Genomic DNA, 11634 nt, shown 5'->3' on the forward strand with positions numbered 1-11634 from the left:
TTCATGCTTATGGCGTGGAACGCGGCGCGGCGCCAGCCGTTTTGCGCTCATGCCTAAGCGCGATCATCCCAATGGCCCGACTTTCGCAGTGCTGCGATCAATGCCGCATGGCCCACAGCGCGCCGCTGGCCGGGACCAGCAGGCCCAGTCCGGCGGCCACCAGCAGCACGAACACCAGGCGCTTGACCGTATGGATGGAGCGCGCCGATGCGTAGCGGCGCACCAGCCAGGTAAGCGCGACCACGACCGGGAATGCCTCCAGGCTGAGCCAGAAGGTGATGGCGCGCAGGCTGCCCTGCGCGCCGACCAGGACCAGGCGCGTCATGGCATTGCACGAGAACAGGATCAGCAGGCTGTTGCGTATGGCGGCCAGCGGCAGCGGCTGGCGGTACAGGTGATACACCATGGGAGGCCCGGCGCTGGAGAACAGCCCGCCCAGCACGCCGGACACCACGCCGAAGCCCACGAAGCTGCGCCGCGACGAGACGCGCGCCAGCGGCCGCGCGCGCGCCACCAGCTGGACCGCGCACGCCAGGATGGTCAGCCCCAGCAGCCACTGCAGCAGCACGGCGGCGCTGCCGGAGATCCAGTCGAGCATGAAGACGCCCAGCGCGACGCCGGCCAGGCTGCTGAGCAGGGCCGGCCGGACCAGCGCCCAGTCGACCTGCGGCCGCGCGCGGCCGAGGACCACCAGCGCGTTGACCAGGGTCAGGATGCTCACCGTATTGGCCATGTCCGGCAAGGGCGCGACCGCCAGCAGGCCGGTCAGCCCCAGCAGCACCAGCCCGAAGGCGAAGCCCGTCATGGTTTGCGCGTAAGTGGCCAGCGCGACGCAGGCCAGGAACAACACGTGCTGCAGGATGCTCATGATTCAGCGGCCGGCCCGTGCCATGCGCGCGGCGGCGTCCAGCCGCCCCGCATAAAGGTTGAGGGCCAGCCCGCCCAGCACCAGCGCGGCTGCGGACAGCTTCCAGCCGGGCAGGCTTTCACCCAGCAGCAGCGTCGAGGCCAGCATGCCGAACACCGGCACCAGGAGCGCCGTGGGCGCGACGGTCGTGGCGGGATGGCGGGCAAGCAGCCAGTTCCACGCGCCGAAGCCGAATACGGTATTGCCCACGGCCTGCCACAGCACCGCCGTCCAGGCCGCCAGCGATGCATGGGTCACGGCCTGGGCGATGGCCGCCGGCCCCTCGGCCAAAAGACTGATGAGCAGGATGGGGGGGACGGCGAACAGGCTGCTCCAGGCGATGAACGCCACCATGTTGACCCGCCCCGCCGTGCGCGCCACCATGTTGGCGCAGGCCCAGCTCAGCCCGGCGAGCAGCACCAGGCCCACGCCCAGCAAGGTGATGGCCGCGCCCGGATCGGCGACGCTGTACCAGGCCACCACCGCATAGCCGGCCACCGCCAGCGCCAGCGCCAAGGCCTGCCACAGGCGCATGCGCTCGCCCGTGAAGGCCATGGACATCAGGATGGTGAAGAAGACCTGGGACTGCACCAGCAGCGAGGCCATCCCCGGCGTGATGTCGCGCTGCATCGCCCAGTACAGTACGCCGAACTGCCCCACGCCCAGCAGGACGCCGAAGGCCGCCAGCCGGCTCCAGGGCACCGCGGGGCGGCGCAACAGCAGTATCCAGGGCAGCGCCGACAACAGGAAGCGCAGGGCCGCGAACAGGAACGGCGGAAAGTCCGCCAGCGCCCACTTGATGACGACGAAGTTCGTGCCCCAGATGAAAACCACCGATAACGCCAACAACAAATGGGACAGGGGCATGATGCGCGGTCAGGGGCGCGGCGCGCCCGCACTGGACAGGATGCAGGGAATGCGGAGGGTGGGAAGAATCAGTCGGGCACCGGCTGGCTGGCCTGGTCGCCCACTACCGTGGTCCACGGACGCACGCGCCAATGGGTAACCAGCCCCTCGCGTACGTATGGGTCGGCGGCCGCGAATGCCTCGGCGGCGGCCGGCGTATCGCCGGTGAACAACAGCACGGCGCCGTCGATCGGATCGGCCAGCGCGCCGGCCAGCACCAGCTCGCCGCGCTGCGCCGCGGCGCGGGCCAGCGCCAGGTGTTCGGCGCGGTACTGCGCGCGGCGCGCCGGGTACTCCGGGATCACATCGTAGAAAAGCAGGTAATGCATGACGCGCCTCCTTGGGCTCGCGGTCGAACCTGCATCATACGCCCAGCCTCCGGCCCGGACCGCCGGCGCGGGCACTTTTGCGTCATACTGCCGCGGTGCCGCCAAGCCGGCGGCCCGACCAAGGGGAGACGCTTCAATGATTCAGGAAATTGCCAGCATCCTGGTGCAACCCGGCCGCGAGGCCGATTTCGAAGCAGGCGTGGCGCAGGCCCGGCCGCTGTTCATGCGCGCGCGCGGCTGCCATGGCGTGGCCCTGCACCGCTCCATCGAGGAGCCGCAACGCTACACGCTGGTGGTGGACTGGGAGACGGTGGACAACCATATGGTGGATTTCCGCCAATCGGCCGATTTCCAGGAATGGCGCAAACTGGTGGGCGAGTGCTTTGCCGGGCCGCCCCAGGTCCACCACGAGCAAAAGGTGCTGTAGGGCGGCTCAGCGCCCGCTTTCGTCGTTGTACTTGCGGGCGCTGCCGCGAAAGCGCTCGGCCGGATATTTGAGCGCGTTCTTGCGCATCTTGGCGGCCACGGCGGCGGGAATATCCAGGCCAAGCTGGTCGGCCAGCGCGATCAGGTACAGCTGCACGTCGGCGATTTCGTCGGCGGCCGCCTGGCGCTGCGCCGGCGTCAGCTCGCGCGAACCGGCCTCGGTCAGCCACTGGAAGACCGCGACCAGCTCGCCGGCCTCGCCGGCCAGCGCCATGGCCAGGTTCTTGGGAGAATGGAACGGCTCCCACTGGCGCTCGGCGGTAAAGGCGCGCACGGCGTCGCGAATGGCGTCGAACTCGCCCGCCGGAGCGCCCTCGGTGCCGCCCGCCGCCATCGCGCGCGCCCTCAGCCCTGCGCCGCCAGCCGCGCGCGCGCAGCCAGCGCCACGGCGACGGTAGTGCGCACGTCGGCCAGGGCCCGGTGAGTGGGCTCGGACGCGCCGAGATGGCGGGCCAGCACGTTCAGCTTGTGCGAAGGCAGCTCGGGCCAGGCCTGGCGCGCCAGCATCAGCGTGCAATGGGTCTGCGCCTCGAACGGCAGGCCGGTGCGATCGGCCGCGGCCTGCAGGAACCGGCGATCGAACGAAGCATTGTGGAAAAACAGCGGCCCGCCCTCGATGAAGTCGAGGAAGTCGCCAAACGCCTGCCGCACCGGCACGCCGTCGCGGTCGACTTCGGCCTGGGTGATGCCGGTCAGGCGCGAAATGAACGACGGCACCCGGCCGTCGGTGCGCACCACCTGGGTGAATTCGCGCTCGATCTGTCCGCATGCGCTGACGCGCACGGCGGCGAATTCGAGGATTTCGCACGTGGCGACGGACAGCCCGGTGGTCTCCAGGTCGGCCACCACGAACGGCCCTTCCAGCGCCCGCAGACCGTCGCGCGCGGCGCTGGCGCGGCCAGCCGCGGCGCCGGCGCGCAGGGTCTGCCCATAGGGGTGAGGCGTGGTGTAGCGACGGAAATAGGCCATATTGGTATTGAAACAACAATAAAAACAACGCCCTGCGGGCCCAGCGGGCATTCTACGACGGGACAGGCCCCTGCGTGCTGCCAGCCAAGTCTTATATAAGATATAAGACATTTGCGGCATTGCCCCTCTTCCCTCTACAATCCCGGCTACAACCCTTGTTCCAACCCGACTATTACGCAGGCCATCCATGCTGGAAACGTACCGTCAACACGTCGCCGACCGCGCAGCCCTGGGCATCCCGCCGCTGCCGCTGTCCGCGCAACAAACCGCTGACCTGATCGAGCTGCTGAAGAACCCGCCCGAGGGCGAGGCGCAGAATCTGCTGGAGCTGCTGACCCACCGCGTGCCGGCCGGCGTGGACGACGCCGCCAAGGTCAAGGCCTCGTACCTGGCCGCCGTGGCCTTCGGCACCGAGTCGTGTGCCCTGATCGACCGCGCCAAGGCGACCGAACTGCTGGGCACGATGCTCGGCGGCTACAACATCGGCCCGCTGGTGCAACTGCTGGACGACGCCGAAGTCGGCACCATCGCCGCCGACGCGCTGAAGAAGACCCTGCTGATGTTCGACGCCTTCCACGACGTCAAGGAAAAGGCGGACAAGGGCAACGCCAACGCCAAGTCGGTGCTGCAGAGCTGGGCCGATGCCGAATGGTTCACCAGCCGTCCGGAAGTGCCGCAAAGCCTGACCATCACGGTCTTCAAGGTGCCTGGCGAGACCAACACGGACGACCTGTCGCCCGCCCCCGACGCCACCACGCGCCCCGACATCCCGATGCACGCCCTGGCGATGCTGAAGAACAAGCGTGACGGCGCCGCGTTCGAGCCCGAGGAAGACGGCAAGCGCGGCCCCGTGCAGTTCATCGAGTCGCTGAAGGAAAAAGGCCACCTGGTCGCCTACGTGGGCGACGTGGTCGGCACCGGTTCGTCGCGTAAATCGGCCACCAACTCGGTGCTCTGGTTCACCGGCGAAGACATCCCGTTCGTGCCCAACAAGCGCTTCGGCGGCGTCTGCCTCGGCAGCAAGATCGCGCCCATCTTCTACAACACGATGGAAGACGCCGGCGCCCTGCCGATCGAGCTGGACGTCTCGAAGATGGAAATGGGCGACGTGGTCGAACTGCGCCCGTACGACGGCAAGGCCATCAAGAATGGCGAGACCATCGCCGAGTTCACGGTCAAGTCGGACGTGCTGTTCGACGAAGTGCGCGCCGGCGGCCGCATTCCGCTGATCATCGGCCGCGGCCTGACCGCCAAGGCGCGCGAGGCCCTGGGCCTGCCGCCCTCCACCCTGTTCCGCCTGCCCAACAACCCGGCCGACACCGGCAAGGGCTACACGCTGGCCCAGAAAATGGTCGGCCGCGCCTGCGGCCTGCCCGAAGGCCAGGGCATCCGTCCGGGCACCTATTGCGAGCCGAGGATGACCTCGGTGGGCAGCCAGGACACCACCGGCCCGATGACCCGCGACGAGCTGAAGGACCTGGCCTGCCTGGGCTTCTCGGCCGACCTGGTGATGCAGTCGTTCTGCCACACCGCCGCGTATCCCAAGCCGGTGGACGTCAAGACGCACCACACCCTGCCGCAGTTCATCAGCACGCGCGGCGGCATTTCGCTGCGCCCGGGCGACGGCGTCATCCACTCGTGGCTGAACCGCATGCTGCTGCCCGACACCGTCGGCACCGGCGGCGACTCGCACACGCGCTTCCCGATCGGCATTTCGTTCCCGGCCGGCTCGGGCCTGGTGGCCTTCGCCGCGGCGACCGGCGTGATGCCGCTGGACATGCCGGAATCGGTGCTGGTGCGGTTCAAGGGCAAGATGCAGCCCGGCGTCACCCTGCGCGACCTGGTCAACGCGATCCCGCTGTACGCCATCAAGCAAGGCCTGCTGACCGTGGCCAAGCAAGGCAAGAAGAACATCTTCTCGGGCCGCATCCTGGAAATCGAAGGCCTGCCCGACCTGAAGGTCGAACAAGCCTTCGAGCTGTCCGACGCCTCGGCCGAACGCTCGGCCGCCGGCTGCTCGGTGCGCCTGAACAAAGAGCCGATCATCGAGTACATCAACAGCAACATCGTGATGCTGAAGTGGATGATCGCCAACGGCTATGAAGACGAGCGCTCGCTGGGCCGCCGCATCAAGGCCATGGAAGCCTGGCTGGCCGATCCCAGGCTGCTGGAGCCGGACGCCGACGCCGACTACGCCGCCGTGATCGAGATCGACCTGGCCGACATCCATGAGCCCATCGTGGCCTGCCCGAACGACCCCGATGACGTCAAGACGCTGTCGGATGTCGCCGGCGCCAAGATCGACGAAGTGTTCATCGGCAGCTGCATGACCAACATCGGCCACTTCCGCGCGGCGTCCAAGCTGCTGGAAGGCAAGCGCGACATCCCGGTCAAGCTGTGGGTGGCGCCGCCGACCAAGATGGACGCGCAGCAGCTCACCGAGGAAGGCCACTACGGCGTCTTCGGCACGGCCGGCGCGCGCACCGAAATGCCGGGCTGCTCGCTGTGCATGGGCAACCAGGCGCAAGTGCGCGAGGGCGCGACGGTCATGTCCACCAGCACGCGCAACTTCCCCAACCGCCTGGGCAAGAACACCAACGTGTACCTTGGCTCGGCCGAACTGGCGGCGATCTGCTCGCGCCTGGGCCGCATCCCGACCCGCGAGGAGTACATGGCCGACATGGGCGTCATCAACAAGAGCGGCGACCAGATCTACCAGTACCTGAACTTCGACCGCATCCCCGACTACAAGGACGTGGCCGACGTGATCGAGGTCTGAGCCGGTCTTCGGCCATGACCAGGGCCCGCCGCAAGGCGGGCCTTTTTTGTTACTCGATGGCTCCAGCCCGACATAAACGGAATCATATTCTTGCACGCCGGACGGGCTCGGAGGGTTACACCATTGCCTTGGCAAATCCTCTTCCGGATTCTCAACAGCAAAGGAATTTATCGTGGCTTCGACCAGCAAGACCACCATGGCCTGCGTTCTCGGATTTTGCATGGCATTGGCGAGCGCCGCTCACGCCGAGCCCTCCGCGCCCCTGGCCACGGGGCTGACCAACTCTGGCACGGCCGAAGGACAAGTGATCGACGCCGTGCGCAGCGGCGAGATCCTGTCCATCAAGATTCGGTTCAAGCCCGTTGTCATGGACAAGACGGAAATGATCTATTCGCAGATCAGCAAAAGCGACTACGAAAATAGCTTTTACGTCATCGCAGGCAAGAAGAAACACTTGCTGTTGAAAGATAGCAACGATGTACCGCTGACCAATCCCAAGGTACTGATACGGACGTCCAGCGATGCGCCCATCGCAGGCAGCTGGCAGGGCAAGTTTCCCGCTCCCCCCAAGGAGATCAAGGAGGTTTCGCTGACGATTCCTGGCGTCGAGACCTTCGACGGCATCCAGATCACCGACCGCTGATCATGGCGCCCCATCCTGTCGGGCCGACGTTCCTGGCGGCGGTCGTGCTGCTTGCCGCCTCCGGCGTTTCCGTGGCGCAAGAACCGCCCTATAAGCGCACGGTCCTGGACTTGCAGGCGACCATCCTGGACCTGAAGGGCCTGCCGTCCGACACCGGCGGCGGCATATCGGACCTGAGCGCCCAGGTGGGCGAACTGGCGGCGCGCCATGAGGGGGTGTCGGTACGGCAGGGCGAGCATGCGGTCACCATCGCCATGCTGGGCGACGTACTGTTTGATTTCGACAAGGCCGAGATCCTTGCCGCGGCCGAACCCACCCTGCAGGACATCGCGAAGCTGATCGACGCTCCCTCCACCGGCGTCGTCGCCATTGAAGGCCACACGGACTCCAAGGGCTCGGAGTCCTATAACAAGGACCTGTCGCTGCGACGGGCCCAGGCCGTTGCACAGTGGCTGGGCGCTCACGGGGTGGACAAAGCGAAGCTGTCGGTCAGGGGCCTGGGGGCCGCCAAGCCCGTGCAGCCGAACCAGCTCGCCAATGGGGCGGACAATCCGCAAGGACGCGCCCAGAACCGCCGGGTGGAGTTTCTGCTGCCCAATCGCTGACGCGCTCAGGCAGTCCTGGCCAGCAACTGCGCCAACTCGGTCAGGCTGCCAGCCTGGTAGTCCCATTTTTCAGGCGCCCCCCGATAGCCTGCCTTTGACGGATCCGCGGCGTGCTCGCGCAGGACATAGGCTGTCCTGAGCCCGCATGAGCGAGCCGCATCCAGATCGTAGCCATGCGCGGCGACCAGCATGGCGCGTTGCGCGGGCACGTCCAGCAATTCACAGGCACGAAGATAGGCGTCCGGCGTGGGCTTATACGAGCGGGAAATGTCCGCGCCGAAAACCATGTCCCACGGCAGGCCGGCGTGTCTGGCCATGTCGACCAGCAGCCTGGTATGCCCATCAGACAACGGCGCAACGATAAAGCGCTGCTTCAGCTGGGCGATACCGGCTACCGAGTCCGGCCAGGGCTGCAATCTGTGCCATGCAAGGTTCAGGGTTTCCAGTTCGCTGCGGGAGAACCGCGAGGGCGCCAGATCGAACTGCGCCAGGCAGGCCTGCAGATTCTCCATATTGATGGTGTCGAGAGAGGCAAAGGCTCGCTGTCCGGCGCGGATCGGCTCGATGGCGGCGTCATATCGCCCGACCCAGGCATCCGCGAATGCATGGGCATCGACATGGGGCGCCTCATGGCGCCGCAGGAACGCGGCGACCTCGTCCGCGATGCTGCCCCGCCAATCGACGACGGTTCCCAGCACGTCAAAGAACAAGACCTCGATATCCGCCGCACGAACGGGTTCCATAGCATCCCTCCACATTGCGTTTCAAGATATGCAGGACGCGACCCGTCCTGCGCCTGGCAGGCATTGCCGCGTCGATGCGCCTTCCGGGTTCTCCACGGCGGCAGCCATATGGCTGCCAGCTTACGCCAGGCGCAATTGTGCCGCGCGCCGCCGGCGGCGTCAGAACTCCATCGACGCCGACAAGGTGAAGGTGCGCGGGCCGCCCAGCACCAGGTAGCCATTGCCGGGGTAGCCGCCCACCGAGGCCCAATAGTCGCGGTTGGCGATGTTCTCGACGCGGGCGCGCCACGTCACCAGATGGCCGCCTATATCGGTCATGTAGCGCAGGCCGGCGTCCAGGCGCGTCCAGCCCGGCACCTCGAGGGTGTTGGCCGCGTCCGCATAGGACGAGCCCGTATAGACCACGCGTCCGTCCACCGTCAGGCCCTGCACGCCGGGGATGTCCCACTCGACGCCGAGGTTGGCCTGGAAACGGGGCACGCCGATGACGCGCTTGCCGTCGGTGGCGGCGTTGCCGGTGCTGAGCTGCTTGGCGTCCAGCCAGGTCAGCCCGCCCAGCACGCGCACGCTGCGCGTGAGCTCGCCGTAGGTCGTCAGTTCGACCCCGCGGTGGCGGTCCTTGCCCGAAGCGCGGAAGACCTGGTCATCGCCCACGAACCCGCGCGGCTTGTCGGTGGAGAAAAGCGCCAGGCCGCCGCCCAGGCCGTCGTGCTCGAACTTGAGGCCCACTTCCTTCTGCTTGGACACGTAGGGCGCCAGCGATTCGCCGTGGTTGACCACCGGCAGGCCGTTGGCGGTCTGCGGCGCGGTGTCGCCCGCCGACAGGGCCTCGATGTAGTTGGCGTACAGCGAAACCTGGGGCGTCACGCGCACTACCAGGCCGGCGGCGGGCGAGTTGTGGCTTTGCTCGTAGGGCGTGCCGCCGATGCCCGTGTCGTAGCTGTAGTCGCGCTGGTAGAGCCGCTGGTGGCGGATGCCGGCGGTCAGCAGCACCTTGTCGTCGAAGAACGACATGGTGTCGCCCAATGCATAGCTGGTCAGCCGGATGACGCCCTGCTTGGTGGGATCGTCCATGTCGTTGCCGCGAAACGCGGTGCTGCTGATGGCCGGCTTGGCGTAGCTGATAGGGTCGTAGATGCTGGTGTCGAACTGGTTGAAGAAGTCCATGACATAGGCATTCTTCTTCTCGAGGTCGAAATAGGACGCCGAGGCGACCAGCTCGTGCCCCACCGGGCCGGTGCGCGCCTTGGCGCGCAGGCCGATCTCGCCGGTGCTGACGGTATCCTCGCGGGCGTTGTCGAAGCGGTAGAACTTGCCCTGCCCGGCGCCGTTGACCCCGTTGAGGTTGGCCAGCGAATTCTCCTCCTTGCTCTGGCGCATGCCATAGGCGGCCCAGCCCGTCATGCTGTCGTTGAAGTCGTATTCGCCGCGCAGCGTGCCGAACACGTCGCGCTCGTTGGAGTACGACCAGGGCTGCGCATAGTTGGAGCCGGCGTCGGGCGCGCCCGGCACCTTGGCGGCGTCGCCGGCCAGGGTGACATTGGGACGCGCCCGCTTCAGGCGGTTGTCCTGGTAGCCGATATCGGCCGACAGGCGCGCGCGCTCGCCGCGCCAGTCCAGGCCCAGCGCGAATACGGTGGTGCGCGTGCGTTCGTCGTCGATGGCGGTCTCGCCGCCGCGCTGGGCGGCGTTGATGCGGATCCCGACACTGTCGTCCGGCCCGAAGCGCCGGCCGATGTCGGCCGAGGCCTCGAGCACGCTGTCGCTGCCATAGCCGGCCGAAAAGCGCGTCAGCGGCTCGTTGGGCGCCCGCTTGGGCACCAGGTTGATCACGCCGCCGATACCACCGCCCGAAGGCGGCGCGCCGGTGAGAAACGCCGAGGCGCCGCGCAGCACCTCGACGCGCTCGAACAGTTGGGTCGAGATGTACTGGCGCGGCAACAGGCCGTAGAGGCCGTTGTACGCGACGTCGTCCGAGCTGAGGACGAAGCCGCGGATGAAATAGGACTCCTGGAAGTTGCCGAAGCCGCGCGCCACCCGCACGCCAGGGTCGTTCTGCAGGACGTCGCCCACCCCCTTGGCCTGCCGGTCCTGGATCAGTTCGTTGGTATAGGCGGTGATCGAGAACGGGGTTTCCAGGTTGTCGCGCGTGCCGAGGATGCCCACCTTCGCGCCGGTGGCGACCTGGCCGCCCGCGAAGGCCGGCGCCAGGCCGCCGGCGGAGGCGTCGGCGCTGGCCTCGACCCTGACGGCGTCCAGGGTGATGGAGGCATCGTTGCCGGCGGCGGGCGCGGATTGCGCCTGGATGACGCCTGCGTACCAGGGCAGCAGCGCGGCGAGATAAGCGAGCGGTAAGGGCTTCATGGTGATTGTCCGTAGGAATGCGCGGCCACGGAAGCGGCCCGCCGCCCGCCGGAGCGCAGGCGTGAAAGCCTGCTATGTTAACTAATAAATCAAATCGTTCTCATTCATAAATTTCATTTAGGGAAAATCCGTCGCACGACGACAACGCCAACGCATGCGGAAACCTTTCGGACAAAAAGCAGGGAATCCGCCCCATTCCTGGGCGAAACACGGCCCGGAGAACACTTAGAATGCCGCAGTGACTGGAGAGACGAGACGCAATGTTCGGACGCTGGATCCTGCTGCCCACCCTTCTTGCCCTGGCGGGCTGCGCCAGCACGCGTCCGCCGGCCGACCCCGAGAACATCTGCGCCATCTTCCGCGAAAAGCCCTCCTGGCACGACGCCGCCCTCGACGTGCAGAAGAAATGGGGCGCGCCGGTCAACGTGCCGATCGCGATGATGTACCAGGAGTCCAGCTTCAGGCACGACGCCCTGCCCCCGCGCTACTACTTCCTCGGGTTCATTCCCTGGGGCCGGGTGAGCTCGGCCTATGGCTATGCGCAGGCCAAGGACGAAACCTGGGCCGACTACAAGCGCGAGGCCGGCGGCTGGCTGGCCAGCCGCGACAACTTTTCCGATGCGCTGGACTTCATGGGCTGGTACATGAGCAAGACCCAGCGCATCAACGGCGTCTCGAAATGGGACGCCTACGGCCAGTACCTGAACTACCATGAGGGCTGGACCGGCTATCGCAACCGCAGCTACGACCGCAAGGCCTGGCTCAAGCGCGTGGCGCAGCAGGTGCAGGCGCGCGCCGAACGCTTCGGCGCCCAGTACAAGCGCTGCGAGCGCGAGCTGAGCCGCGGCGGCTGGCTGTTCTGAGCCCGCGACCGGGCTGCGGCTTGCGCGCTGTCATGCCGAC

General features: G+C 67.1%; 12 protein-coding genes. 5 read left to right on the forward strand and 7 right to left on the reverse strand.

Annotated elements, in window-relative coordinates; all coding sequences use genetic code 11:
• Window positions 1–97: 97 nt before the first annotated feature.
• The 3 genes from CAL11_RS15130 to CAL11_RS15140 all read right to left on the reverse strand — a co-directional run bounded on the left by CAL11_RS15130 (window position 98) and on the right by CAL11_RS15140 (window position 2142).
• The gene (locus tag CAL11_RS15130; RefSeq protein WP_086093371.1) at window positions 98–868 is read right to left on the reverse strand and encodes a TSUP family transporter; all 771 of its coding nucleotides are present in this window, start codon (window positions 866–868) and stop codon (window positions 98–100) included.
• Window positions 869–871: 3 nt separating this feature from the next.
• Window positions 872–1774 carry an EamA family transporter gene (locus tag CAL11_RS15135; RefSeq protein WP_033465472.1) on the reverse strand — a complete coding sequence of 301 codons (903 nt, stop codon included), beginning with the start codon at window positions 1772–1774 and terminating at the stop codon, window positions 872–874.
• Window positions 1775–1842: 68 nt separating this feature from the next.
• Window positions 1843–2142 (reverse strand): YciI-like protein, encoded by a 300-nt coding sequence (locus tag CAL11_RS15140; RefSeq protein ID WP_033465470.1) that lies wholly within the window; start codon window positions 2140–2142, stop codon window positions 1843–1845.
• A gap of 136 nt (window positions 2143–2278) precedes the next feature.
• Between CAL11_RS15140 and CAL11_RS15145 the strand changes: the two genes are divergently transcribed.
• Complete coding sequence (locus tag CAL11_RS15145; protein WP_033465468.1) at window positions 2279–2569, forward strand: antibiotic biosynthesis monooxygenase family protein; 291 nt, start codon at window positions 2279–2281, stop codon at window positions 2567–2569.
• A 6-nt stretch (window positions 2570–2575) separates the two neighbouring features.
• On the opposite strand, the gene CAL11_RS15150 is transcribed toward CAL11_RS15145, so the two are convergent.
• The gene (locus tag CAL11_RS15150) at window positions 2576–2962 is read right to left on the reverse strand and encodes a nucleotide pyrophosphohydrolase (protein ID WP_086093372.1); all 387 of its coding nucleotides are present in this window, start codon (window positions 2960–2962) and stop codon (window positions 2576–2578) included.
• 11 nt (window positions 2963–2973) lie between these two features.
• On the reverse strand, window positions 2974–3717 hold the full coding sequence (locus CAL11_RS15155) for a 3'-5' exonuclease (RefSeq protein WP_080699869.1): 744 nt from the start codon (window positions 3715–3717) through the stop codon (window positions 2974–2976).
• Between the two features lie 67 nt (window positions 3718–3784).
• Between CAL11_RS15155 and acnB the strand changes: the two genes are divergently transcribed.
• The 3 genes from acnB to CAL11_RS15170 all read left to right on the forward strand — a co-directional run bounded on the left by acnB (window position 3785) and on the right by CAL11_RS15170 (window position 7624).
• Window positions 3785–6376: a bifunctional aconitate hydratase 2/2-methylisocitrate dehydratase gene (gene acnB, locus CAL11_RS15160; protein WP_033465464.1), complete on the forward strand. Its 2592-nt coding sequence runs from the start codon at window positions 3785–3787 to the stop codon at window positions 6374–6376.
• A gap of 304 nt (window positions 6377–6680) precedes the next feature.
• Entirely contained in the window at window positions 6681–7019 is a 339-nt protein-coding gene (locus CAL11_RS15165; RefSeq protein ID WP_033465497.1) for a hypothetical protein, read from the forward strand.
• A 2-nt stretch (window positions 7020–7021) separates the two neighbouring features.
• Complete coding sequence (locus tag CAL11_RS15170; RefSeq protein ID WP_086093373.1) at window positions 7022–7624, forward strand: OmpA family protein; 603 nt, start codon at window positions 7022–7024, stop codon at window positions 7622–7624.
• Between the two features lie 5 nt (window positions 7625–7629).
• Here CAL11_RS15170 and CAL11_RS15175 read toward each other — a convergent pair whose 3' ends face one another.
• Together CAL11_RS15175 and CAL11_RS15180 are read right to left on the reverse strand one after the other, a co-directional pair.
• Window positions 7630–8367 carry a haloacid dehalogenase type II gene (locus CAL11_RS15175; protein ID WP_086094594.1) on the reverse strand — a complete coding sequence of 246 codons (738 nt, stop codon included), beginning with the start codon at window positions 8365–8367 and terminating at the stop codon, window positions 7630–7632.
• A gap of 159 nt (window positions 8368–8526) precedes the next feature.
• Window positions 8527–10731 carry a TonB-dependent receptor gene (locus CAL11_RS15180; protein WP_086093374.1) on the reverse strand — a complete coding sequence of 735 codons (2205 nt, stop codon included), beginning with the start codon at window positions 10729–10731 and terminating at the stop codon, window positions 8527–8529.
• Between the two features lie 260 nt (window positions 10732–10991).
• Here CAL11_RS15180 and CAL11_RS15185 point away from each other — a divergent pair, with 260 nt between their 5' ends.
• Complete coding sequence (locus tag CAL11_RS15185; protein WP_086093375.1) at window positions 10992–11594, forward strand: hypothetical protein; 603 nt, start codon at window positions 10992–10994, stop codon at window positions 11592–11594.
• Window positions 11595–11634: the final 40 nt, after the last annotated feature.

Source organism: Bordetella genomosp. 6, assembly GCF_002119705.1.
GTDB classification, from domain to species: Bacteria; Pseudomonadota; Gammaproteobacteria; order Burkholderiales; family Burkholderiaceae_B; genus Bordetella; species Bordetella bronchiseptica_F.